Raw genomic sequence first — 24,311 nt, 5'->3', positions numbered from 1 at the left:
GCTGCACAGGACATTAAGCTAAGGCGCTGGCTATTGTAAAGCGCTGTTAGGCTTTACTTTGTATTTTCGTTTGTAGTAGCCGGTTAGTGTGGCAAGGATTATTAATCCAATTACCGGTGCGGCCAGCCAGCTGACCAGCTGCCATTCGCCCGGTAACCATTGCGAGAGCACCCGTCTGCCGCCGGCAGCAAAAAACGCAGTGTAAACAGCAATACCGGCTCCGACGATTGAACCGAAGTGCTCGATAATCCAGGCCCGGGGCGCAACCGTGGCACGATAGACATACAGTGAAATGGTGGTGGCAGTGAAAAAACTGACTGCAGCGAAAATGATCAGCAAAGGCATACCAATACTGACGCCCTGAAAGCCAACAAATACTGCAGAGGGAAACATCAGCAATACCGGACCCTGATAGCGCCAGCTGCGCAGCATACTGCGGTTGGCTTTAGCGCGCAGCACCCCGATGGCATGGCGAACTGTTACCCAGGTCAGCAAACTTAGCAGCAGCAGAAAATAAGTAAACGGAATGCGCCAGCGCATCATGCTGTCAATCTGTTCGCTGCTCAGTGGTTTGCTGTTTACGTAAATCCCGACCGGATCAGCTAAACCGATCAGGCTCATTATTATGCCTGAACCCGAAACAACCAGCATAATCAGGTAAAATGCTTTGCCGGCACTAATATGCAGCTTACCGCCTTTGCGGGCAATGATCGGCAACCAGAACAGCAACAGTGCGATTGCGCCAAGCGCAATGTGCAGGTACAACAACGTGGTGTGAATAACTAACATGGTCAGCCTCCTGGGTTAATGCTGCCAGTTTACGCCAGAGCCTGTGCCGGCACAGGTGCCAAAAGTCAGGATTTCAGGCTATGACTTCTGGCCTATTGCAGTAATGTTGACAGCACGCATAATGACGGTATGAAAACAAAAATTGATTTTGCCACTCTGGCAGGCTTATTAACCTGGCTGCTGGTCTATGGCATCAGCATCTATATTCTGGACAAATCCGCGCCGGCCCATCCTACTTTGGCTCTGCATGGGCTGTTTATTGTTTATGGCGGTCTGTTCTGGTTGCTGACCAGCAAGCAGGGGCCGTTTACCTTACAAGGCCGGTTTGGTCGTTATCTGTTGTTATTGCAGTTGCTGGTGGCTTTTGGTTTGCTTTGGCTGATACCAGCGCGTAATTTCGAATTTCTGGCTATCCTGACTATTATCTGGGCAGCAATGCTGCCCTTTGTGATGCGAACGGGCCCGGCCTTGCTGCTTACCGTCGCAGTCGTTGCGGCCTGGTTTGCCGTTATGGCCTGGCAAAGTGGCAAAGAATTCTGGATAACAGCGCTGCTGTATGGCTGTTTTCATTTGTTTGCGGTACTGGTGCAAACTGCCAGCCGGGACGCTGAAGCTGCTAAGGAAGAATTAGAGCAAAAGCATCAGCAGCTGCTGGCAACCCAGCAATTATTGCAGGCCGCTTCGCGCCAGAGCGAACGCACCCGGATTGCCCGTAATCTGCACGATCTGGTCGGCCACCATTTAACCGCCCTGACCATTCAGTTGCAGGTAGCAAGCCATTTAACCGACGGTGAGGCAAAACAGCAGGTTGATCAGTGTTATCAGCTGGCGAAGCTGTTGCTATCTGATGTGCGTGAGGCCGTTAGCACCATGCGCCAGTACGCTGATGTCAGCTTGCAAGATGCCGTTACTGCACTAAGCCGGATGTTGCCAGCCCAGCTTGCAGTAAAGCTGCAGATCCCGGCGGATATTATGCTCAACGATCTGAGCCAGGCCCAGCACCTGCTGTGTATTATTCAGGAAGCCTTGAGTAACAGTTTAAAACACAGCGGCGCGACAGAAGTTCATATTAAAGCCAGTGTCGCCGGGCAACAACTGCAGCTACAGATTTATGATAATGGCACCCTGACACCATACTGGCAGCCGGGCAACGGTATTACTGGTATGCAGGAGCGGTTGGCAGAATGCAATGGTAGTTTGCAGATAGCCAGTAGCAACCAGGCGATGCAACTGACGATTACTTTACCCTACGTAAGGGGGGATGATGCATAAAGTCCTGCTGGTTGATGATCAGAAGCTGATCCGTGATGGTATTAAAAGCCTGCTGGGTATTTCAGGTAAGGTTGCCGTCGTGGCAGAGTGTGCCGATGGCTCAGCTGTGGTGGACACCTGTCAGCAGCTGCAACCCGACGTGGTCTTGCTGGATTTATCGATGCCGGTGATGAATGGTGTGCAAACTCTGGCGGCATTAAAACAGGCTGGGATCAGCATTCCGGTACTTATTCTGACCACTTTTGATGAGCATGAACTGGTATTGAAGAGCATTTCACTTGGTGCCCGCGGCTTCTTATTAAAAGATGTATCACTGGACACGCTGGTGCAGGCCATCGCAACCCTGGCAGAGGGCGGCAGCTGGTTTGCTCCCAATATCACCGAGCGATTACTGGGAAGTGTCCGTGATAATACCACTGCTAATGCTGACTACAGTATGCCAGCAGTGCCGGAACCGCTCAGTGACAAAGAGCTGGAAATTCTGCAACTGATGGCCGCGGGCTACAGCAACAAAGAAATTGCGGCCGCTTTGTATAAATCTGAGGGAACAGTTAAAAACCAGTGCTCTGCCATCCTGGCCAAGCTGGGTGTGCGCGACCGCACCCGTGCTGTGTTGCTGGCGCTGGAGCTGGGTCTTATCAGCTGATAAAAAAACCGCCTGCAGGCGGTTTTTCAGCGAAAAGCTGTTACAAAAGGTATTACTCTTCGGTGGTATCGGCTTCAATAATTACCGGGATAGGCTTACCCATGCTGGTCAGGATCTGCCGTACTTCGGCCGGGATCTGGTGCGGATTATCTTTGCGTAAGTCTTCATCAGCCGGTAATGGCTGGCCGGTAAAGGCATGTAAAAAAGCTTCGCATAGCAATTCACTGTTAGTGGCATGGCGCAGGTTATTGACCTGGCGGCGGGTACGCTCGTCGGTTAATACTTTTAAAACATTCAGCGGAATAGAAACAGTAATTTTTTTAACTTGTTCTGATTTTTTACCATGTTCCGCGTAAGGATGGATGTATTCACCATTCCATTTAGCCATAAGGGTACCTTAGTTATTTTAATGGTTATTCGTATTTGCTCGCGCAGTTGCCAAATTCTAACTTTTTATCCTGCCATGTCCAATAGTGAGCAACAAATAATCATTATAGACGGCTAAATGGTTTGACATCCAATTTTTGATCGATATACTTTTAGACGTCTAAACATCCAAAAGTGAAAGTCAAAAGGTGTCGTTATGTCTCATTCAGCTGCTGCAACCATTACTGCCCGGGCCGGAATTGCTCAGGATACGGCGTTTGGCGCAGTTACCCCACCTTTATATTTAACGTCAACTTATGAACTACCGGCTTTTAAGCAACCGGGCCAGTACGATTATTCGCGCTCGAACAACCCAACCCGCGACACCCTGGCTGACGCCTTGTGTCAGTTAGAGCAGGGCGCGCGGGCGATTGTTACCGGCAGCGGTATGTCAGCCTGTTTGCTGGCGCTGCAGTTACTGGGGCCGGACGATACATTGCTGATCCCGCATGATTGCTATGGCGGCAGCTATCGTTTATTTACCAATCTGGCCACGCGCAAGCAGGCCTTTAAACTGCAAATTATTAATTTTCAGCAACGTGACTGGGCAGCAAAAGTTACTGCAGCAAAGCCAGCGATGATTTGGCTGGAAACGCCCAGTAATCCATTGCTGCAAATTACCGATGTGAAAGCAGTATGCCAGCTGGCCAAAAACTTAAACGCAAAGGTTGTGGTGGATAACACTTTCTTATCACCGGTACTGCAACAACCGTTGCTGTTAGGTGCCGATATCGTGGTGCACTCTACCACCAAGTACATTAATGGCCACAGCGACATTGTTGGCGGCGTGTTGGTGGCTAAAGATCCGGCTATTGGGGATGAGCTGAAATGGTGGGCCAATTGTTTAGGGGTTACCGGGCCGGCATTTGACAGCTATATGACCCTGCGCGGCTTACGCACCCTGGTGCCCCGGCTGCAGTTGCAGCAACAGAATACCGCCGAGCTGGTTAGTTTTTTACAACGCCAGCCGCTGGTCAGCAAATTATATTACCCGGGTTTAACCGACCATCCCGGACATAGCATTGCTAAAGCCCAGCAAAGCGGGTTTGGCGCTATGTGTAGTTTTGATTTGGCGGCACCTGCTGCAGCGTTGCCGGTGTTTTTTGCCAGTTTGCGGTTATTTACCCTGGCGCAATCGTTAGGTGGCATTGAAAGCCTGATTTGTCACCCGGGGAGCATGACCCATGCCTCCATGGATGCGGCTGCCCAGCAGACCGCCGGTATTGGTCCGACCTTAATCCGGTTGTCGGTGGGTATTGAAGCGCCGGCAGATTTAATTGCCGACCTGCAGGCCGGGTTCAATGCCGTGGCGAATTGGCTGAATAGTTCGCAATCCACTCAGCACACTGAACGGGCTGCCAGCGCCAACGCTGGTATAGATAAAGCCGATCGGCAATTGAGATTAAACCCCGCTTTAACTGCACTGTGGTAACTAACAATGAGTCAGCAATTAATAGCAGCTTCAACCCGACCGGTAGTCGGGGTTCATAAGTTTGGCGGCAGCAGCCTGGCCAGCGCAGCACGTTTTCACGCAGCAGCCAGCCTTATTGGGCAACAACAGGAGCAGCCCTGGGTTGTAGTGTCAGCGCCGGGGGACACCACCGATGCGTTGCTGGCGATTATCAGCAGTTATCAGCAGAGGGGAGACAGCGGCAGCCTGGCAGCGCAACTGCTGGCTCAGTTACAGCAATTAATCCGCGCTACCTTACCTGTGCCGGCTGCAGCCTTGGTACTGACATCAGTACAGCGCTGGTTTGAGCAAATTCCAGACTGGTTAGCTGAAAAGCAGCCTAACGAGGTGCTGGCGATCGGCGAGTTGTTATCGGCTACATTGCTGGCAGCTTTATTAACTGAACAGGGGCGGCCTGCAGCAGCGCTGGATGCCCGTGATTTTCTGATTTTTGCTGGCAGCGAACCTGACTGGCAACGCAGCTCAGCGTTGCTTGCTCAGATAAACAGCAATACGGGGGCCGGCCCGGCCCCGGCAAGCGTTATTTATGTTGTTACCGGCTATATTGGCCGCAATCAACAGGGTGACAGTATCACCCTGGGCCGCAATGGCAGTGATTACAGTGCGACCTTGCTGGCGGCACTACTGGCTGCTGACAGTGTCAGTATCTGGACTGACGTCAAAGCCATTTACAGTGCTGATCCGCGCAAATGCACCAGCGCCGTCCCTTATAACAAGGTGAATGTCCGCCAGGCATGTCAGCTGGCGGCACTGGGCAATCCGGTACTGCATGCCCGCACTCTGGCGCCGCTGGCTGGCGGCAATACCCGCTTGCTGGTGCGAAGTGCAATACACCCCGGCCAGAGCGCTTGTGAAGTGGTGGCCAATGCAGCGGTGCAGGATTTTTTAACCAGTTTAGCGCAGGTACGGCTGGTATCGCTACCCCGGTGTCCGCAGCTAAGTGCCGCTGCGCTGGCAGATCAATTGCAAAGCCCGGTGGTCGTGTTACCGCAGCAGGGTAAAAGTGCAGACGAAAGCGGCCAGCGCTGGCTTATTTCTGCTGCAGCCTGGCCGCAAGCCCTGAGTTTGCTGCAGCAGCAGGGCAGTCATCCACTGGCTGATACCTGCGAATATTATGCGCTGGTTTGGCTTAAGGCGGGTGCTCAGCAACAGGTTAAACCTGTTTTAGCTGACTTGTTACACCAATTTGAGGTTCAGCATCTATATGAAAATGATCAACTGGCTGTCTGGCTGTTTAAACGGGAGTTAACCGTGACTGAGTTAAATCAGGTTCACCGGCATTGTGTCGCGACAAAACCTTGTTTGCAATTACTGGTGGCCGGTACCGGCAATGTTGGTGCTGAGTTTTTGCAAATGTTACCGCAACAGCAGCAGGCGCTGGCAAGCGATATTCAGCTGCAACTGGCCGCGGTGTTTAATTCACGCCGGGCCTGGCTGGGCGACTCGCTGAACCCGGCGCAGTGGCAGAGCGAACTGGCCGCAGCTAACCCTTACTCAGCGACTGAATTGCTGAGCTATATCCGGCAACTGGCCGGTCCTAAAGTCCTGGTCGATATTACCCCCAGTCAGCAGTTTGCCAGGCAGTATCCGGAGTTTATTAAAGCCGGCTGTCATATTATCAGTGCCAATAAACAGGGCGTAACCTTACCCCTGTTGGAATATAACGCTATCCGGACAGAACTTAACCGCCATCAGTTGAGCTGGCGCAGCAATACCACCGTCGGTGCTGGCATCCCGGTACAACAGGTCATGCAGGCCCTGCGGCAAAGTGGCGATAGCATTACCAGAATAAGCGGTGTGTTCTCCGGCACCCTGTCCTGGTTGCTCTGTAAGTTTGACGGCAGTCAGCCTTTTTCCGGCTTACTGGCTGAAGCAACAGAACTGGGCTTCACTGAGCCTGATCCGCGGGACGATTTGTCCGGTAAGGATGTGCAGCGCAAATTATTGGTACTGGCTCGTGAACTGGGCCTGAGTCTGGAGCTGGAGCAAATCAGCCTGCAGCCGTTAATGCCTGAGCAGCTTGCTGCCGGCAGTTGGACTGACGCGTGGCAGCAACGCGCTGTGCTGGATAATATGCTGGAGCAAGCCCTGACCAGCGCCAACGCTAATGGCAAGGTATTACGCTACGCCGCCAGTTTAACCCTTGGCAGCGATGGGCCCACAGCTGAAGTCAGCCTGGTGCAGGTAGCACCTGAAGAGCCGCTGGCAGCGCTGGCACCCTGTGACAATATTTTTGTGATTGAAAGCCAGTGGTATTGTCAGAACCCCTTGGTACTGAAAGGCCCCGGCGCTGGCAGGCAGGTTACGGCCGGCGGTATTCATGCTGATGTGGCGCAGTTGTGTCAGCAGCTTATTTTAACCGGCGCAAGCCACTAAGTATGTTAGTTTAACGAGAATCATTATGGCCTTTGCTAACGCTCAATATCTGGATGCAATTAATCGCAATCTGCACGATGTGCAGGGGAAAGTTAATGTAAGCTTTGAATTTTTTCCGCCAAAAACCGCGCAGATGGAGCAAACACTGTGGCAGTCTATTGAACGGCTGGCGCCGCTGACACCGTCTTTTGTGTCGGTAACTTATGGTGCTAATTCGGGCGAGCGCGATCGCACCCATGATATTATTAAGTCAATTAAGCAACGTACCGGCTTAATTGCTGCGCCGCATTTAACCTGTGTTGATGCCACTAAGCAGCAGCTGATTGATATTGCCCGTGATTACTGGCAGAACGGCATCAGACACATAGTGGCGTTAAGGGGGGATTTGCCTGCCAACAGTACCGACGTGCCTGAACTTTATGCCGCCGATCTGGTTGAAATTTTACGCTCAGTAGCCGACTTTGATATTTCAGTAGCAGCGTATCCTGAAGTGCATCCGCAAGCACCCAATGCCCAGTTCGACTTACTAAATTTAAAACGTAAAGTTGATGCGGGCGCGTCACGGGCGATCACCCAGTTTTTCTTTGATCCGGAAAAGTTTCTGCGCTATCGCGATCGCTGTGCCGCAATCGGTATTGATGTCGATATTATCCCGGGCATTTTGCCGGTAACTAATTTTCAGCAATTACAGAAATTTGCCGGTCTGACCAATGTGGCTATTCCCGGCTGGATGAATAAGGCTTATCAGGGATTGGATAATGACCCGACTACCCGCAATCTGGTGGCGGCAAATATTGCGATGGAGATGGTAAAAGTGTTAAGCAGAGAGGGCGTTGATCAGTTTCACTTTTATACCCTGAACCGTAGCGAGCTGAGCTACGCGATTTGTCATTTACTCGGAGTGCGGCCAGTACTTTAGCAACTGCTGTTTGTTGAGGCTTCCCAAGTAGCAGTAAAAGCGGTAATCTTGCTGGCTCAAGTTATGTTTTCTTGAAACAGGAATTGGCGATGCCGTTGTTATCTGTTTGCCGGTGCAGTGTTTACAGCCTGCTGTGGTTGTTAAGTGGAATGCTGGTTGCGCCTGCCATTGCAACAGATAATGATATTGTCAGTATTGGTAACTACTTCAGTGAAAGCTGGAGCACTGTTGATGGTTTGCCTCACAACACCGTAAATGCGATTGCCCAGACCCCTGATGGCTACTTATGGTTCGCTACCTGGGAGGGTGTTGCCCGCTTTAATGGCCGTCGTTTCGATATCTTTGAGCGTAGCGCTGAAACCGGTCTGCCAGATTCCGGTATTCGTACCTTGCATGTCGCCGCCAATGGCGATTTGCTGGTTGCCGGTTCACGTGGCGGCATCGCCCGGGTTAGCGGCAGCCAGTGGCGAAGCTATCCTCCCCTTGGCGTATTGATTAACAAAGCAATAGTCGACAGCCAGCAGAGGCTTTGGCTGGCGACGGAAGGCGAAGGCGTTGTTATGCAAACGCCGGACGGCCAGCGCCGCCAGTTTACTAAAGATAACGGCTTACCAGCCAATGCCGCCCATAGTGTATTTGAAGACAAAAACGGCCAGATTTGGGTAGGCACGATGGAAGGGCTGGCGTTAATTGACCACGAACTGGCAGTTAGCCGGCCATTTGCCAAGCAACTGACGACCCCGGTATTTGCGCTGGCTGCCAATAATCAACAGCAGCTGCTGATAGGCACTGAAAGGGGCCTGTTTCAACTTAATGAGCAGCAGCAACTAACTGAATTACTGGCCGGTGTCCCTGTTGCTACCTTATTGCCGGAAGCATCCGGCGTAATATGGATAGGCACTGTTGATCGCGGCTTACTCAGGCTGTATGACAATAAGCTGGAACAGCTGAGCATTGAGCAGGGCTTGCCCAATAACCGGGTGCTGGCGCTGTGGCGTGATACAGAGCGTAGTTTGTGGGTGGGGACCAATGGTGGTGTTTTCCGGTTACGCGACGCCCCTTTTACCACTTACACCAGTGAACAGGGCTTAGCGGACAATTATGTCCGCACCGTGATGTCTGACCAGGCTGGCTGTGTCTATGTTGGCAGCAGCAGAGGCCTCGATCAGGTTTGTGACGGCAATATCCGCAATATCGATCTGTCCAGTCATGCCAAAGGGCAATCAGTACTTAGTCTGGCAATGGGGCAGCAGCAAAGCTTATGGATTGGTACCTATACCGACGGTCTGCTGCACTATGCCAATGGTAAGGTCATTGCGCACTACACCAGTGAACAGGGGCTGGCCGCCAATGAAGTACGGGCTATTTTACCCAGAGCGGATGGCTCGGTATTGGTAGGAACGGCGCAGGGACTGAGTTTAATTACAAACGGCCAGCTTACTACGCCGGTTGCCCCGGCAGCATTGCCTTCTCCTTTTATCATGGCGTTACACCAGACCCGGGATGGCAGGGTATTTATTGGCAGTGGTGCCGGCGTTTCGATATGGCATGATGAGCAGGTTCGCCAGCTGGATTTCAGTGTGTTGGATCAGGCTGAGTATGCGTTTGGTTTTGCCGAAGACCCCGAAGCCGGCATTCTGTGGATGACAACGGATCGGGGCCTGGTAGCATTTAATCTGGCCAGTGGCCAGCTGGCGTTGATCGGACGTAGCCACGGTATGCCGTTTGATAAACTGTTTCAGCTGGTTATTGATAAGCAGCAGCATTTCTGGATTTCCACTAACCGTGGCGTCTTGCGGCTGGGCAGGCAACAGGCACTTGATGTGGTATATGGCCGGCGGGATCAGATTAACTACGAATTGTTCGGTGAGAGTGACGGTATGGCCAGCGCTCAGGCCAATGGTGGTTCGTCACCGGCGGCCAGCCTGCATAGTGATGGCTCGGTATGGGTCGCAACATCCGTGGGAGTAAGTAAGGTTCAACCGGCCAGATTAAGCAGATTCTCTGCAGTGATCCCACCGGTTGTGCTGGAAAAGCTGGTGGCAGACGGTAAACAATTCCTGCCACAGCAAGCTGGTAACCTGGCCGCAGGTACCAGCCGGATAGAACTGGAATATGCCGGTCTGGGCTATATTATGCCGCAGCGTATTCAGTACCGAACCATGCTTGAGGGGTTTGAGCAGGACTGGGTAGCGCGGGGCACTCAGACTAATGTGCAATATACTAACCTGGCACCGGGAAACTATACTTTTAATGTTAGCGCCTCATATCCCGATGGCGGCTGGAGCCCGGTTGCAGCCTCAGTATCCTTCAGCATTGCGCCGCATCTGTGGCAACGCCCGCTGTTTCAGCTGCTGGTCGTCTTATTGTTAACCGCATTGGTAATCACCATGGTTCGCTGGCGTCTGGCCAGTTTAAAACGTAGTGAGCTAAAGCTGAAGCTGCAGGTAGCTGAAAAAACGGCTGAACTTGCTGCGTTGGCCCGGCTGGACTCATTAACCGGTCTGGCCAACCGCCGGGCATTTGACGAAGCAATGCAGCATGAACTGAAGCGGGCAAAGCGCCAGAAGGAGCCATTGTGTCTGGCGCTGCTGGATATTGATTATTTCAAACAGGTTAATGACAACTGGTCCCACACGGTTGGTGATGAAGTGTTAAAAAAGGTGGCCGCAACCTTGCAGAAACATTGTCGTGATACTGATTCGCTGGCACGCTGGGGCGGGGAGGAGTTTGTTATTCTGTTGCCTGACACCTCACTACCTACAGCAAAGGAAGTATGCGACCGGCTGCGACAGCGTATCGCCACGACCTGTTTTACTGATATCGTGCCGGATTTAACCATTACCCTGAGTATTGGTCTGGCGACGCTTGACCATAATGATGATGGTAAGCAATTACTTATCGACGCTGACCGGGCACTTTACCAGGCCAAGGAACAAGGGCGCAACAGAGTAATCAGCCATCCCGACACTGACATTGCCTCACCCATATAAAATAGATAAAAATTCACAAAAACAGCATAATTATTGTTGATTCTGCATGTTTGCCGTTCTACACTAGCAACCGTTTTATGCTATAACTTTTAGCTGGTTTTGCAATTGAGTAGGGTAAACATGTCTTTAGTATCTTCTTCTGATCAAAAAATTCGCAGCGCCGTGTTAGGTGCTGCCGGCTACAGTGGTGCCGAATTATGTGCATTACTGGTGGCTAACCCTTATTTCTCTCTGGATTATGCATTTGCTTCTGCCGGACGCACTGCCGAGCCTCTCAGTAATTTGTACCCGCGTTTTACCAATGCTATTGATATCGTCGTTGAGCCCTGGCAGGACGAACGGATAAGTTCTTTGCAGATTGACGTGGCTTTTCTGGCATTGCCGCATGAGGCGAGTGAAGCAGTTACTCCTTTGCTACTGGCTGCCGGCATCGTGGTTGTGGATTTATCCGGTGCTTTTCGCTTAAAGCAGGCTGATTTGTATCCAAAATATTATGGCTATCAGCATCAGCATCCCGAACTGTTGCAGCAAGCGGTGTATTGTCTGATGGAATGGTTAAATGATGCCCCCGGCGATTTAATCTCAGTACCCGGTTGTTACCCGACAGCCTGCTCGCTGGCGTTGCTACCGTTAATTAATAATGAATTACTGGCAGAACAATGTATTCCGGTGATAAATGCCACCAGCGGGGTGTCGGGCGCCGGTCGCAAAGCAGCGCTCAGCACCTCATTCTGTGAGGTGGGCCTTAATGCCTATGGTTTTTTCGGCCATCGTCACCGGCCGGAAATTGAGCAGAATCTGCGCCGCAAAGTGGTATTTACCCCGCATTTAGGTAATTTTAAACGCGGCATACTGGCAACCAGCGTTGTCACATTGAAATCAGGGGTAAGTCCGGAACAGGTAAAACAGGCATTCACCGAGGCGTATCAGCATAAACCGCTGGTACGGTTGCTCAGGCAGTCTCCTAATGTCGCCGATGTTGCAGGCACGCCATACTGCGATATTTACTGGCAGCAGGATGGTGAGCAGCTGGTGATCGTCTCTGCTATTGATAACTTACTTAAAGGTGCTGCTGCACAGGCAATGCAGGCAGCCAATGTCCGGTTTAAAAAACCGGAAACAGCCGGTTTATTCAGCGGGGTGGTAGTGTGAAAACCTTACCGCTGGTGATAAAAATGGGCGGTCGCTTATTACAGGAGCGCCCGGCGCTGGATGCATTACTGTCAGTTTGCAGTCAGCTTAAACAACAGCGCCCTGTGGTGCTGGTGCATGGTGGTGGCGATCAGGTTGACCAGTGGCTGGCAAAATTTGGCTTTACCACTGAAAAAATTGATGGACAGCGGGTATCACCCGCAGAGCAAATGCCTGTTATTACCGGTGCTTTAGACGGCGCGGTGAATGCTGAGCTGGTTAGCCGGGCAATGTTGCAGGGGTTAAATCCGGTCGGTCTGAATTTGTCTGCAGGCAGCAGTTTGCAGTTTACCGTTAATAGTAGACTGGGGGCAGTAGGTTTTGCCAAAGCGAATGATGCCACGTTGCTCAAACTTTTACTTGAGCAAGGTTTTACCCCGATATTCAGTTCCGTAGGCATTGGCAGTGAAGGACAGTTACTGAATGTTAATGCTGATTTAGCTGCCGCCGCTATTTGTCAGCTGGTGCAGGGCGAGCTGGTGTTGCTGACAGACGTACCCGGTATTCTGGATAGTCAGATGCAGCTGATTGCAGAGCTGACCCCTGCTGCTGCTGCTGAACTGGTTGCCAGCGGCGTGATTAAGGGCGGTATGAAAGTGAAGCTGGATGCGGCGCTTGAAACCGGCCTGGCGTTGCAACGCAATATCATTGTTGCTGGCTGGCAGCAGCCTGAGAATCTATTAAAACTGATGCAGGACGAGCCGGTAGGCACCTGTATTTTATATTAAACCGGCCGCAGTGTTTTAATACACTGCAGGCATAACCTGGGAAACCGCCTGGCGGATTACAGCGTGTTTTATGAGTAAATTAAGCCAGCTATTGTGCTTAACCGATCTGAGCCAGAACCAACTGAGTGATATTCTGACCCTAGCCCTGGAGATTAAGGGCAATCCGGCACAATTTTGCTCGGCGCTGGCCGGCAAAAGTATTGCTCTGTTATTTGAAAAGCCTTCTTTGCGAACCCGGGTCAGTTTTGACGTCGGCATTAATAAGCTCGGTGGTCATAGCGTCTATCTGGATTTGCAAAATGGTGCCATGGGCGTAAGGGAATCAGTGCAGGATTTCGGCAGCAACCTGGCCTGCTGGACCGACGCGATAGTGGCCAGGGTTTTCTCCCAGAAAACGCTGCTAGAGCTGGCCCAGAGTAGTAAAAAACCGGTTATTAATGCCCTGAGTGATTTATATCATCCCTGTCAGGCTCTGGCAGATTTACTGACGCTGCATGAGCAGTTTGGTGAACTGAATAAGGTGCATCTGGCGTTTGTCGGCGATGGCAATAATGTTTGTCATTCATTAATGCTTGGCGCAGCCATTATGGGCATGGATTTGACTGTTATTACCCCACCAGGCTTTGGTCCTGATGCCCACGTGTTATTAAAAGCCCAGCAACTGGCAGCGAAAAGTGGCGCTAAACTGGTGCTGAGTCAGCATTTATCGTCTGCGGCAGGTGTTGATGCCATCTATACCGATACCTGGTTGTCGATGGGAGCGAAAGCGGATCCGAAGCAGGTTGGTCAGTTGTTTGCCGATTATCAGATCAATACCGCTGCGATGCAGCGCCTGGCAGTAAAACATTTTATGCATTGTTTGCCGGCGCATCGGGGCCAGGAAGTAACCAGTGAAGTACTGGACAGTGATTATTCGTTGGTATTGCAGCAGGCCGAGAACCGGATGCATGCGCAGAATGCCGTTTTAGTCAGTTTATTTAGTTGAGGTAATAATGAGCGTTAAAAAAGTCGTATTGGCTTATTCAGGTGGTTTGGATACATCGGCTATCGTGCCATGGTTAAAAGATAATTATAACTGTGAAGTTATTGCCTTCGTTGCCAATGTTGGTCAGGGCGATGAAGAACTGGCAGGGGTAGAACAAAAAGCCATAAACTCGGGCGCCAGCAGTTGCTATGTGGTTGATTTACGCCAGGAGCTGGTAAATGAAGTGATATTTCCAACCTTAAAAACCGGCGCTGTCTATGAAGGACAGTACCTGCTGGGTACCTCAATGGCCCGGCCGGTGATTGCCCGGGCCCAGGTTAAACTGGCGTTAGAGCTCGGTGCCGATGCGTTATGTCATGGTTGTACTGGTAAAGGTAATGATCAGGTCCGGTTTGAAAGTTGTTTCGCGGCATTGGCCCCACAGCTGAAAGTGATAGCGCCCTGGCGGGAATGGCAGTTTAATTCACGTCAGTCATTACTGGATTATCTGGCAGAGAAAAAGGTGCCAACCACAGCGTCTGCTACTAAGATTTACAGCCGCGATGCTAACCTATGGCATATTTCTCATGAAGGCGGCGAGCTGGAAGACCCGTGGTGCGAGCCGTCGGAGCAGGTGTGGATGTGGACCAAATCGCCAGAGCAGGCACCTGATCACCCGGCCTATGTCGAGCTGAGCTTTGAGCAGGGTCAGTTAACCCGTATCAACGGCCAGCAACTTGACGGTGTGGCGGCGATTGAGCTGCTAAATGAACTGGGGTCAGAGCATGGTGTTGGCCGGATTGATATTGTTGAAAACCGTTTAGTGGGGATGAAATCCCGCGGCTGTTACGAGACACCCGGCGGTACCATTCTGTTGGCCGGGTTAAAGGGGCTGGAAGCGCTGGTTTATGACCGCAGCTCATTGAAGTATCGCGAGGAAATTGGTCTGGAGTTTGCCCAGCTGGTGTATGACGGTCGCTGGTTTACCCCGCTTAAAGATGCCTTACTGGCGGCAGCAACCTCGCTGGCGACTCAGTTAACCGGTGATGTGGTGATCAAGTTGTATAAAGGTAATGTCAGTGTGGCTAAACGTCGTTCGGTTAATACCCTTTATTCCGAAGCGTTTGCGACCTTTGAAGGTGATGAAGTATACGACCAGAAAGACGCTGCTGGGTTTATCCGGCTGTATAGCCTGGCCAGCCGGATCCGGGCAATGCATCAACAAAAGGATTAAGCGTAATGGCGATGTGGGGAGGACGTTTTACCGAAGCTACTTTAAGCGAATTTCGTGATTTTAACGATTCACTTAGTTTTGATTACTTGCTGGCGCAGCAGGATATCGCTGCGTCAAGAGCCTGGACCCAAGGCCTGTTGCAAGCGGGGATTATTACTGAAGCTGAAGCATTGCAACTGGATCAGGGGCTGGCAGATCTCGCCATTGCGATTGAAGCGGATCCGCGTCTGCCGCTGCAAACGCAGGAAGAGGATATTCATAGCTGGGTCGAAAGTCAGCTGACCGCCAAACTTGGTAGTGTGGCTAAAAAACTGCACACCGGCCGCAGCAGAAATGACCTGGTAGCAACTGACTTGAGGTTATGGACCCGGCTGCAGGCCGGCACCGTGCGTAAGTCATTGCTGGCGGCTATTGCAGCTTTACTTGAATTTGCTGATAAAGCTCAACAGGCCGTGATGCCGGGCTTTACTCACCTGCAGCGGGCACAGCCAGTGTTGGTAGCCCATTGGGCCCTGGCTTATCTGGAAATGTTTAAGCGTGATTTAGGCCGGCTGGATGATGCGGTAGCCAGAATGGACAGCTGTCCATTGGGTTGTGGTGCGCTGGCCGGTTCAGGCGTAAATATAGACCGCGAGGTACTGGCGACAGCGCTTGGCTTTAGTCAGGCTGCACTTAACAGTCTTGATGCCGTATCCGATCGTGATTATCTGGTGGAACTGTCTGCAACCGCCAGTTTATGTATGACTCATTTATCGCGCTTGTCGGAAGATGTCATTTTCTTTTGCTCCGGTGAAGCCGGCTTTTTTAAGCTGGGCGATGCGATAAGCTCTGGCTCATCATTGATGCCACAGAAGAAAAACCCGGATGTGTTTGAGTTACTGCGTGGCAAGACGGGCAGGGTGCTGGGCCATCTGGTGGCTATTCTACATGTATTAAAGGGATTACCGCTGGCCTACAACAAGGATATGCAGGAAGACAAACAGGGCTTTTTTGACTTAATGCATAGCTGGCAACAATCGCTGCTGGTACTGGCAACGGTACTGCCTCATCTGAGTGTTAACCGTGAGCAATGTCGCAAAGCCGCCGAGCTTGGTTACAGCAATGCTACCGATTTGGCGGATTATCTGGTCAGTAAGGGTATGCCGTTTCGGGATGCCCATGAATGTGCCGGTGAGCTGGTGCTGGTTGCGTCAAAACAGCAATTGCCGCTGGAGGCACTTAGCCTGAGCCAGTTGCAGCAGGTAAGTGAGTTAATTACCGATGACGTTTATCCGGCATTGACGCTGGAAGCCGGAATGGCAAGGCGTTGTGCCTTAGGTGGCACCGCGCCTGAGCAGGTAATGCAGGCACTGAGCACTGCCAAAAACTGGTTTGATAAGGTCGTCGCAGGCTGAGCAGCGATTACCCTTTAATGTCAGTAATAAATAAGGCCAGCGTGAAGCTGGCCTTGTTATATAGGGCTAAGAACTCTGACTGATAGTGGAATACCGCAATGGCCAGTAACGTCAGCAGTTAAAACAATTCAGACTCATCAGGCTCAGCTTTTTTATCATTATCAAAGTAAATCTGCTGCACGCTGCTCTGGCTGTACTGGGTCGGCTCAGTACCTATTTTAAAGTACTCGAAACTGCTGGTGTGGTCAGTACTGCGGCTCAGTAAACCACTGGCCAGGTCAATTCTGACCGATGACAGCCCGGTAGGGGGTTGTAGCTTTTGCTCGTCGTAGTGGGGGAGGACCTCTGTCATATAATCCAACCAGGCTGGCAACGCTGTGCGGGCACCGGACTCGGTACCTGCACTCTGATCCTGGCCCATATTGGCATGCCATTGGGCCCGGCCCAGACTGCGGTTAGCGTCATCAAAGCCGACCCAGGTGGTCACTGCCGTTGCTGCAGTAAAACCAGAAAACCAGGTATCTTTGGAATCGTTAGTGGTACCTGTTTTCGCTGAAATATCCCGTCGTTTTAAACGTTGCACCCGCCAGGCCGTGCCATTCCAGCCGGTGCCCTTGCGCCAGTCTCCGCCGCCCCAGACACTGCTGGTCAGCGCATCGGCAATTAAAAATGCATTCTGGCTACTGATAACCTGTTCTGCAATTAATGGTTCTGTCGGTTCTGTCGGTTCTGTCGTTTCAGGCTCTGCAGCCGTTTCCTGCTGCATGGTATTAAATAGTTCATATAGCTGCTGCTCACTGTCAGTGTCCTCTGCTGGCTTATCGGCGGCGGCCGCCAGTTCGTCAGTTGCAGCATCCTGCGCCTGGCAGTCTGAACAGGCAATTTGTGGCAGATGCTGATAAATCACTTCATCCTGTTCGTCCAGTACCTTGTCAACCACAAAAGGTGTCACCAGGTAACCACCATTAGCAAACACTGCATAGCCTGTTACCAGCTCTAATGGTGTTAAAGACGCAGAGCCCAGAGACAGGGTTTCGTTTCGTGGCAGATCACTGGCAGTAAAACCGAAACGCTGCAGATGACGAATACTTTCATCTATACCAACACCACGCAACAACCTTACTGACACCACGTTTTTAGACTTGGCCAGCGCTTCCCGGATCCGGATTGGTCCGTCATATACCGGTGGCGAATTGCGTGGCCGCCAGGCGATACCGGCATTGTCATCCCATTGATGGATCGGGGCATCGTTCATAATCGAGGCCAGAGTATAATCCTGCTCTAATGCCGCCGAGTAAATAAATGGCTTAATATTGGAGCCTACCTGGCGCTTCGCCTGAGTCACCCGGTTGAACTGGCTTTGACTGAAACTGTAGCCACCGACCAACGCCTGAACAGCACCATTTTTCGGGTTTATTGCTACCAGAGCACTGCTGGCGGCAGGCACCTGACTAAGTTGCCATTGCTCGTCCTGCTGTCGCACCAGTATATGCATGCCGGGCGCCAGCACAGCCGCAGCACTTTTTGGTGCGACACCCTGGCGCTCATCAGTGATAAAGGCTCTGGCCCACTTTAAACCATTCCATTGCAGGGTAATAATCTGGTCACTGGCCAGCAATACTTCGGCACTGTTGTTAAAAACGGTCAACACCACAGCAGGCATCAGGTCTTCAATACCCTGTTGCTTATTTAAATAGGCAATAATATCAGCGTGCTCCGGACGGTCTGTTTCAATAAATACCGGCTGCTGCTCTGCCGTAGCGTCTGCGCTTTGGACACTGGTATCGAGCTCAGCCTGCCACAGTCGTGCCACTGGCCCGCGATAACCATGACGTTCATCATAGTTGTATAAATTCTGCTGCAGAGCTTGTTTAGCGGCTTGCTGATGCTGACTTTGCACCGTGGTGTAAACTTTGTAGCCTTCTGAGTAAGCCGCTTCTTCACCAAATTGCTCTATCATTTGCTGGCGCACCATTTCAGCAACATAAGGTGCTGACGCTGTAATCTGCGCACCATGTAATTTGCTGGTGATAGGAGCGGCTAACGCATCGCGATAGTCCTGCTCATTGATAACATCGATAGCGCGCATTCTGGTCAGCACTATATCGCGACGGTTTCTGGCATTGGCCGGCGAACGGATAGGATTAAGGATAGACGGAGCTTTCGGTAAGCCCGCTATAATAGCAATTTCGTCCAGGGTCAGTTCATTGACCGTTTTACCAAAATAAACCTGTGCTGCGGCACCAACACCAAATGAGCGGTGGCCCAGTTCAATTTTATTAAGGTACAGCTCGAGAATTTCATCTTTTTCCAGCAGTTGTTCAATTCTGATCGCCAGAAATACTTCTTTAATTTTACGCATGATCTTTTTTTCCCGGCTGAGGAAAAAATTTCGTGCCAGTTGCTGGGTGATCGTGCTGGCACCCTGACTAAAATCACCAGACGATGCAACTACGGTAACCGCACGCATTATGCCGATAATATCTACACCGGGATGATCATAAAACCTTGTATCTTCAATAGCTAAGAATGCCTGAATAAGTAAAGGTGGCATTTCGTCGAGTTTTAACGGGATCCGCCGTTTTTCACCAAATTGGGAAATAAGCTGACCATCAGCGGTATAAACCTGCATCGGGGTTTGCAGCTTTACTTCCTTTAATGTAGCAACGTCAGGCAGATCATTCCGGACATAAAAATACATCGCAACGATCGTCAGGATCCCAGCGAAAAAACCAACCAGACAGACTATTAAAAGTTTTTTAACCCAAGACACTGAATAACCCCAATTTTTACTCCCAATTCCTTTACAACGCTGCTAGTATATATTTATTGGCTGTCGATGAAACGCTTTTTCTTGCTAAAAAATAGCGTCTGAGCTAAGAATACGACAATAAGAATCATAACTATAAAATGGCCACAGGAAGCTATGATAAAAAGCCTGTTCAGTAAACAAACACCTATGATGGTCGGCATTGATATCGGTGCTCACTCCGTCAAGGCTGTGCTGTTAAGCCAGCATGGTAGCCAGTACAAGGTGGAAGCCTTTGCTGTCGAGCCGATGATCAAAGGCGCGATGTCTGATCGTGAGATCCAGGATATCGAAGCCGTTGGTAATGTGATCGGCAAGATCCGCAAGAAGATCCCCAGGTCGGTCAAGTTTGCCGCTGCTGCGGTATCCGGATCCACCGTGATCAGTAAAGTCATCTTCATGGATGTGTCATTAACCGATGCTGAACTGGAAAGTCAGATAGAAGTTGAGGCTGATACATTAATTCCTTATCCGCTGAACGAGGTTAGTCTTGATTTCGAGAAACTGGATGTCAACGAGTCAGACCCGTCCAAAGTAAACGTGTTGCTTAGTGCGGCCCGCACCGAAAGTGTTGAAGCGCGGGTGGCTGCGCTGGACAATGGTGGTTTCAGTGCCAAACTGGTTGATGTGGAAAGTTATGCTCTGAGCCGTGCTGCCGAATTGTGTTTGAAACAATTACCGGATGACGCTGCCGGTAAAGTCGTGGCTCTGGTAGATATCGGCGCTACGATGACGTTACTCAGCATTGTCGAAAAAGGCAAAACCCTCTACACCCGCGATCAGGCGTTTGGTGGCGAGCAATATACCCGCAGTATTTTGTCGTATTACAACAAAAGCTACGATGAAGCTGAACTGGCGAAAGTCAGTGGTGATTTGCCGCCTAACTATACTTTCGAAGTGCTGGCACCGTTTCAGACAATGCTACTGCAACAAATTCGCCGCGGTATCCAGATGTATTTAACCAGCAGTGGCCGTGATGCAGTTGATTATTTAATTGTCTCAGGTGGCACGGCGTTAATTGAAGGGATTGATAAGCTGTTAATTGATGAACTTGGCATTCACACCGTTGTTGCCAACCCCTTTAAAACCATCGATGTTGCCACCTCAGTTGATCGTGAGCAATTAAATAAAAGTGCCCCGCAACTGATGGTTGCCAGTGGCCTTGCCTTACGGAGTTTTTCATCATGGCATATATAAATTTACTGCCCTGGCGTGAAGCTGCGCGCAAAGAAAAACAAAAACAGTATGTGACGATACTGGCGATGACCGCGGTTTTCAGTTTTTTAGTGTTCTTTCTTATTAACATGGTTTACAGCAGTATGATTGATGGTCAGTACCAGCGAAACCGGTACCTGGAGAACGAAATTAAGGTTCTGGACCAGAAAATTGCTGAAATCCGTGACCTGAACGAAACAAAACGCAGTTTGCAGCAACGAATGAGCCTGATAGAGCAATTGCAGGGTAGCCGAAACCTGGGTACTGAAATAATGTCAGAAATTGCCCGGGTGGTGCCAACAGGGATTTATCTGACTCAGTTAGAGAAAAAAGGCTCAAATTTATTGTTGATTGGCCGAAGTGAATCTAATAACCGGCTGTCGACAATGCTGCGGGATGCAGAACAATCGGAATTACTGGATAGTCCGTTACTGGAGTTTATTGAAGCCGGCAAAGATGAATCTCGGTTACTGAGTAACTTTAAAATGCATCTTACGGTGAAAGGCTATGAAGCAGTTCAGGAAAGTCAGCCTGTTACACCCAGTGCGAGAGGTGGTGCACGATGAGCATGAATTTCAATTTGTCTGAAATTGATATTAATGATCTTGATATCGAAAATATGGGCTCCTGGCCTGTTGCGGCTAAAGTCATTTTCGCCATTATTTTGGCGGCGCTGGTTGCAACCCTTAGTTACTTTTTGTTAATTGACAGCAAAATTGACGAATTAAACAGTGCTAAGCAAAAAGAAACAGAGTTACGTCAGGTTTACCGCACCCGTTATGCGTCGGCAGTAAACCTGGACCTTTACAAACAACAGATGGTTGAAATGGAAAATACCTTTTCATTTTTGCTGAAACAGCTCCCTACCACCCACGAAACACCGGGTTTGCTCGATGATATCACCTATGTAGGTACCACCAGCGGTCTGACTTTTCTGCGGATAAACTGGGAGCCGGAAATAGAAAAAGAGTTTTATACCGAGTTACCGATTAAAATAGACGTTGTGGGTGACTACCATCAATTTGGTAATTTTGTCAGTGAAGTGGCAAAACTGCCACGGATAGTCAGTCTGCACGACTTCTCTATTCAAACTGCCGAAAACGACCGCTTACGTTTTAATGTTACGGCTAAGACTTACCGCTATAAGGAGACTGCGCAATGAGAAAACTCATCATAGCTGTCTCTGTCGCGACCTTACTCTCTGGTTGCTTTGATGATTTAAGTGACGTGCAGGCACATATGGATTCAGTTAAGGCCAGTACTCAGCCCAGAGTTGAGCCGCTGCCAGAGGTTAAAGAATTCGAACATATTGCTTACGTGTCGCAAAATAGCCGTAGTCCGTTTTCAGAGCCACGGCCTGAGGCAGTACAGGATCGATTCTTGCAAGTACAGGATTGTCTACATCCGGACCCAAGGCGGCGCAAAGAACCTCTGGAGAAATATGCGCTGGATAACCTGACAATGCGCGGTACGCTGGGTGATACGGGTAATATCTGGGCGTTGATTGAAGCGTCAGATAAAACCTTGCACCGGATTACATTAAATAATTATGTTGGTTTATTTCATGGACGGGTTATCACTGTAGAGCCTACCCATGTTGAATTGTTAGAGTTGATCCCAGACGGGGCAGGTTGCTGGAAAGAACGGACTACCATGATCCAAATGGTCGAAAATGCAGCAATGGCGAGTAATTGATAGGTGTGCGAGTATATCATGGATAAAATAATCAAAAGAATTTCACGAGGAATCACCGGCACCCGGCTATGTCTGGCAGCGTTACTGTTGCTAGCTCTGCCAGCAGCAGCAGTCCCATTGCTGTACGATGTCAGGTATAACCCCTTGCTCACCGGCGAAACAGAGATCGAGTTTATTTTCGATGAAGATCTGTACACCGATCCCAGTATTCAGGTATTTAACGAGCCCGCGCGGATTGAGTTATATTTTGATAATTCAGATTATGAAGAAAAACTGGAAGAAGTGCTAATCGATAAAGCCGGCGTGAAAAGAATCAAATCCGAATTTCTCGGTGAAGGTTTCAAGTCGACTATCTATCTTGATTACCTGAAGATTTACCGGACCCGGGTGCGTGGCAATGTGTTTTACATGCATATTTCTGACAACCCGACTGCCGAGCAGGTAGGCCAGGCTGCCGATGTAATCCCAACTTATATCAACCGGCTGCAGGCAATCGACTTCCGTCGTGGCGAGAAAGGCGAAGGCCGCGTTCTGGTGTTCCTGCGCGAAAACACGGCGGCAGTTGATGTTACTGAACGCGCAGGTAAGTTAATCGTCGAATTCCATAATACTGATATTCTGGATGAGTTGCTGTATCAGTTAGACGTAATGGACTTTGGCACTATCGTTACCGGTATCGAAACATTCAAAGACGGCGCCTCTGCCCGGCTGGAAATTTCTACCAGTGATGCTTTCACTTATACCTATCAGCAAATTGATAATATTTTCACCCTGAACATTGAACGTGACACCTCTAATCGTAGTATTTTAGGCGGTGGCCGTGAATATAAAGGGCGGGCAATTTCGTTAAACTTCCAGGATATTCCAATCCGCACAGTTTTGCAGATTATTGCTGACTATAACGGTTTTAACCTGGTCACCAGTGACTCCGTTACCGGTAATATCACACTTCGGTTAGATGGCACGCCGTGGGATCAGGCGCTGGATATCGTACTAAGGGTTAAAGGTCTGGATAAGCGGATGGATGGTAATATCCTGATGGTCGCGCCAACTGAAGAGTTGTCAGCGCGGGAAGCGCGCGAACTGGAAGCGAAGCAACAGGTGGAGCAGCTTGAACCTTTGTATTCAGATTACTTAACCATTAACTATGCTAAAGCGGCTGATTTGGCCGGTTTACTGGCGAATAAAGACGCGACATTATTATCAAGTCGGGGCAGCGTGGTAGTTGATGAACGTACCAATACCATTTTAATCAAAGATACCGCTAAAAATATTGAAAGCGTACGCAAACTGATTGAGCGGCTGGATGTGCCGGTTCGGCAGGTGCTTATTGAGTCTAGAATGGTGACAGTGCGCGACAGTGTTACCGATGAACTGGGTATTCGCTGGGGTTTCAGTGACCAGCAAAGCACCAGTGGCGGCAACCGCGGCGTATCAGGTAATGCTACTGGCTCGAATGCTATCTCTACCGGACAATTCCCGGCGCTGGACGACCGCTGGAATGTTAATTTACCGATTCAGAATCCGGCTGGCAGTATTGCTTTCCATGTGGCGAGGTTAGCCGATGGCACCTTGCTTGACCTTGAATTGTCAGCGCTGGAGCAGGAAAATAAAGGTGAAATTATTGCCAGTCCGCGGATAACCACCTCGAACCAGAAAGAAGCCCGGATTGAGCAAGGTGTGGAAATACCTTATGTTCAGGCAGCTTCCAGCGGCGCTACTACGGTGGAATTTAAGAAAGCGGTGTTGAGTCTGACTGTCACTCCGCAAATTACGCCGGATAACAAGATTATTCTGGATTTAGTAATTACTCAGAATACCCGCGGTGAGACGGTGCAAACGCCGACCGGACCAGCAACGGCGATAGATACCCAGCAAATCCAGACTCAGGTCCTGGTTGATAATGGCGAAACTATTGTGCTGGGTGGTATTTATCAGCAGCAAATTTTGTCAACGGTATCTAAGGTGCCGATGTTCGGAGATATCCCCTATGTTGGTGCCTTATTCCGGTCAAAACGTGATGTAAATGAGAAAAATGAACTGCTTATTTTCGTGACTCCGAAAATCCTGACCGAAGGCCAGTAACTGATAACTGATGCGGGAGCTATGCACTGGCTCCCGCATTAAGTCAGATTTAACTTGCCAACGAAAGGCCATTCCTGACATAATTCAGCGCTTCAAATTTTCGC

Annotated in this window: 19 protein-coding genes; 16 read left to right on the top strand and 3 right to left on the bottom strand. The window is 50.2% G+C overall.

Features of this window, described 5'->3' with window-relative positions:
• Nucleotides 1-30 precede the first annotated feature (30 nt).
• Complete coding sequence (locus R3187_RS07285) at nucleotides 31-789, bottom strand: hypothetical protein (RefSeq protein ID WP_318966024.1); 759 nt, start codon at nucleotides 787-789, stop codon at nucleotides 31-33.
• A 129-nt stretch (nucleotides 790-918) separates the two neighbouring features.
• Between R3187_RS07285 and R3187_RS07280 the strand changes: the two genes are divergently transcribed.
• Nucleotides 919-2,061 (top strand): sensor histidine kinase, encoded by a 1,143-nt coding sequence (locus R3187_RS07280; RefSeq protein ID WP_318966023.1) that lies wholly within the window; start codon nucleotides 919-921, stop codon nucleotides 2,059-2,061.
• On the top strand, nucleotides 2,054-2,707 hold the full coding sequence (locus R3187_RS07275) for a response regulator transcription factor (protein WP_318966022.1): 654 nt from the start codon (nucleotides 2,054-2,056) through the stop codon (nucleotides 2,705-2,707). The genes R3187_RS07280 and R3187_RS07275 overlap by 8 nt, the downstream gene beginning before the upstream one ends.
• Before the next feature lie 52 nt (nucleotides 2,708-2,759).
• On the opposite strand, the gene metJ is transcribed toward R3187_RS07275, so the two are convergent.
• Nucleotides 2,760-3,095 carry a met regulon transcriptional regulator MetJ gene (gene metJ / locus R3187_RS07270; protein WP_019675723.1) on the bottom strand — a complete coding sequence of 112 codons (336 nt, stop codon included), beginning with the start codon at nucleotides 3,093-3,095 and terminating at the stop codon, nucleotides 2,760-2,762.
• A 195-nt stretch (nucleotides 3,096-3,290) separates the two neighbouring features.
• On the opposite strand from metJ, the gene metB reads away from it, so the two are divergent.
• The 9 genes from metB (at nucleotide 3,291) to argH (ending at nucleotide 16,403) form a co-directional block, all read left to right on the top strand.
• Nucleotides 3,291-4,565, top strand: coding sequence for a cystathionine gamma-synthase (metB, locus tag R3187_RS07265; RefSeq protein WP_318966021.1), 1,275 nt, complete (start codon nucleotides 3,291-3,293; stop codon nucleotides 4,563-4,565).
• Between the two features lie 6 nt (nucleotides 4,566-4,571).
• Nucleotides 4,572-6,980, top strand: a complete 2,409-nt coding sequence (gene metL / locus R3187_RS07260) for a bifunctional aspartate kinase/homoserine dehydrogenase II (protein ID WP_318966020.1) — start codon at nucleotides 4,572-4,574, stop codon at nucleotides 6,978-6,980.
• Between the two features lie 25 nt (nucleotides 6,981-7,005).
• On the top strand, nucleotides 7,006-7,899 hold the full coding sequence (metF, locus tag R3187_RS07255; protein WP_318966019.1) for a methylenetetrahydrofolate reductase: 894 nt from the start codon (nucleotides 7,006-7,008) through the stop codon (nucleotides 7,897-7,899).
• 89 nt (nucleotides 7,900-7,988) lie between these two features.
• Complete coding sequence (locus R3187_RS07250) at nucleotides 7,989-10,892, top strand: diguanylate cyclase (protein WP_318966018.1); 2,904 nt, start codon at nucleotides 7,989-7,991, stop codon at nucleotides 10,890-10,892.
• Between the two features lie 120 nt (nucleotides 10,893-11,012).
• The gene (gene argC / locus R3187_RS07245) at nucleotides 11,013-12,044 is read left to right on the top strand and encodes an N-acetyl-gamma-glutamyl-phosphate reductase (protein ID WP_318966017.1); all 1,032 of its coding nucleotides are present in this window, start codon (nucleotides 11,013-11,015) and stop codon (nucleotides 12,042-12,044) included.
• Nucleotides 12,041-12,811, top strand: coding sequence for an acetylglutamate kinase (gene argB, locus R3187_RS07240; RefSeq protein WP_318966016.1), 771 nt, complete (start codon nucleotides 12,041-12,043; stop codon nucleotides 12,809-12,811). The genes argC and argB overlap by 4 nt, the downstream gene beginning before the upstream one ends.
• Before the next feature lie 70 nt (nucleotides 12,812-12,881).
• Nucleotides 12,882-13,796: an ornithine carbamoyltransferase gene (locus R3187_RS07235; RefSeq protein ID WP_318966015.1), complete on the top strand. Its 915-nt coding sequence runs from the start codon at nucleotides 12,882-12,884 to the stop codon at nucleotides 13,794-13,796.
• A 7-nt stretch (nucleotides 13,797-13,803) separates the two neighbouring features.
• Nucleotides 13,804-15,009 (top strand): argininosuccinate synthase, encoded by a 1,206-nt coding sequence (locus R3187_RS07230; RefSeq protein WP_318966014.1) that lies wholly within the window; start codon nucleotides 13,804-13,806, stop codon nucleotides 15,007-15,009.
• 5 nt (nucleotides 15,010-15,014) lie between these two features.
• Nucleotides 15,015-16,403: an argininosuccinate lyase gene (argH, locus tag R3187_RS07225; RefSeq protein WP_318966013.1), complete on the top strand. Its 1,389-nt coding sequence runs from the start codon at nucleotides 15,015-15,017 to the stop codon at nucleotides 16,401-16,403.
• A gap of 118 nt (nucleotides 16,404-16,521) precedes the next feature.
• On the opposite strand, the gene R3187_RS07220 is transcribed toward argH, so the two are convergent.
• Nucleotides 16,522-19,176, bottom strand: a complete 2,655-nt coding sequence (locus R3187_RS07220; protein WP_318966012.1) for a PBP1A family penicillin-binding protein — start codon at nucleotides 19,174-19,176, stop codon at nucleotides 16,522-16,524.
• Between the two features lie 153 nt (nucleotides 19,177-19,329).
• Between R3187_RS07220 and R3187_RS07215 the strand changes: the two genes are divergently transcribed.
• Genes R3187_RS07215 through R3187_RS07195 form a run of 5 tightly spaced genes read left to right on the top strand, consistent with a single transcriptional unit; the run spans nucleotide 19,330 to nucleotide 24,207 of the window.
• Nucleotides 19,330-20,409 carry a pilus assembly protein PilM gene (locus R3187_RS07215; protein ID WP_213996319.1) on the top strand — a complete coding sequence of 360 codons (1,080 nt, stop codon included), beginning with the start codon at nucleotides 19,330-19,332 and terminating at the stop codon, nucleotides 20,407-20,409.
• Nucleotides 20,397-20,993 carry a PilN domain-containing protein gene (locus tag R3187_RS07210; RefSeq protein WP_318966011.1) on the top strand — a complete coding sequence of 199 codons (597 nt, stop codon included), beginning with the start codon at nucleotides 20,397-20,399 and terminating at the stop codon, nucleotides 20,991-20,993. Before R3187_RS07215 ends, R3187_RS07210 begins: the two co-directional genes overlap by 13 nt.
• A complete protein-coding gene (locus R3187_RS07205) occupies nucleotides 20,990-21,589 on the top strand; it encodes a type 4a pilus biogenesis protein PilO (protein WP_318966010.1) in 600 nt (199 codons plus the stop codon). The genes R3187_RS07210 and R3187_RS07205 overlap by 4 nt, the downstream gene beginning before the upstream one ends.
• A complete protein-coding gene (locus tag R3187_RS07200; protein ID WP_318966009.1) occupies nucleotides 21,586-22,122 on the top strand; it encodes a pilus assembly protein PilP in 537 nt (178 codons plus the stop codon). Before R3187_RS07205 ends, R3187_RS07200 begins: the two co-directional genes overlap by 4 nt.
• An 18-nt stretch (nucleotides 22,123-22,140) precedes the next feature.
• The gene (locus R3187_RS07195; protein ID WP_318966008.1) at nucleotides 22,141-24,207 is read left to right on the top strand and encodes a type IV pilus secretin PilQ family protein; all 2,067 of its coding nucleotides are present in this window, start codon (nucleotides 22,141-22,143) and stop codon (nucleotides 24,205-24,207) included.
• Nucleotides 24,208-24,311: the final 104 nt, after the last annotated feature.

Source organism: Arsukibacterium sp. (assembly GCF_033721375.1).
In the GTDB taxonomy this organism is placed as follows: domain Bacteria; phylum Pseudomonadota; class Gammaproteobacteria; order Enterobacterales; family Alteromonadaceae; genus Alishewanella.
Note: the sequence above shows the minus strand (reverse complement) of the source record. Positions and strands in the feature narration are given on the sequence as shown.

Coding starts and splice junctions, on each gene's coding strand:
- R3187_RS07285 (WP_318966024.1), bottom strand. CDS start 789: ATGTTAGTTATTCACACCACGTTGTTGTACCTGCACATTGCGCTTGGC.
- R3187_RS07280 (WP_318966023.1), top strand. CDS start 919: ATGAAAACAAAAATTGATTTTGCCACTCTGGCAGGCTTATTAACCTGG.
- R3187_RS07275 (WP_318966022.1), top strand. CDS start 2,054: ATGCATAAAGTCCTGCTGGTTGATGATCAGAAGCTGATCCGTGATGGT.
- metJ (WP_019675723.1), bottom strand. CDS start 3,095: ATGGCTAAATGGAATGGTGAATACATCCATCCTTACGCGGAACATGGT.
- metB (WP_318966021.1), top strand. CDS start 3,291: ATGTCTCATTCAGCTGCTGCAACCATTACTGCCCGGGCCGGAATTGCT.
- metL (WP_318966020.1), top strand. CDS start 4,572: ATGAGTCAGCAATTAATAGCAGCTTCAACCCGACCGGTAGTCGGGGTT.
- metF (WP_318966019.1), top strand. CDS start 7,006: ATGGCCTTTGCTAACGCTCAATATCTGGATGCAATTAATCGCAATCTG.
- R3187_RS07250 (WP_318966018.1), top strand. CDS start 7,989: ATGCCGTTGTTATCTGTTTGCCGGTGCAGTGTTTACAGCCTGCTGTGG.
- argC (WP_318966017.1), top strand. CDS start 11,013: ATGTCTTTAGTATCTTCTTCTGATCAAAAAATTCGCAGCGCCGTGTTA.
- R3187_RS07235 (WP_318966015.1), top strand. CDS start 12,882: ATGAGTAAATTAAGCCAGCTATTGTGCTTAACCGATCTGAGCCAGAAC.
- R3187_RS07230 (WP_318966014.1), top strand. CDS start 13,804: ATGAGCGTTAAAAAAGTCGTATTGGCTTATTCAGGTGGTTTGGATACA.
- argH (WP_318966013.1), top strand. CDS start 15,015: ATGGCGATGTGGGGAGGACGTTTTACCGAAGCTACTTTAAGCGAATTT.
- R3187_RS07215 (WP_213996319.1), top strand. CDS start 19,330: ATGATAAAAAGCCTGTTCAGTAAACAAACACCTATGATGGTCGGCATT.
- R3187_RS07210 (WP_318966011.1), top strand. CDS start 20,397: ATGGCATATATAAATTTACTGCCCTGGCGTGAAGCTGCGCGCAAAGAA.
- R3187_RS07205 (WP_318966010.1), top strand. CDS start 20,990: ATGAGCATGAATTTCAATTTGTCTGAAATTGATATTAATGATCTTGAT.
- R3187_RS07200 (WP_318966009.1), top strand. CDS start 21,586: ATGAGAAAACTCATCATAGCTGTCTCTGTCGCGACCTTACTCTCTGGT.
- R3187_RS07195 (WP_318966008.1), top strand. CDS start 22,141: ATGGATAAAATAATCAAAAGAATTTCACGAGGAATCACCGGCACCCGG.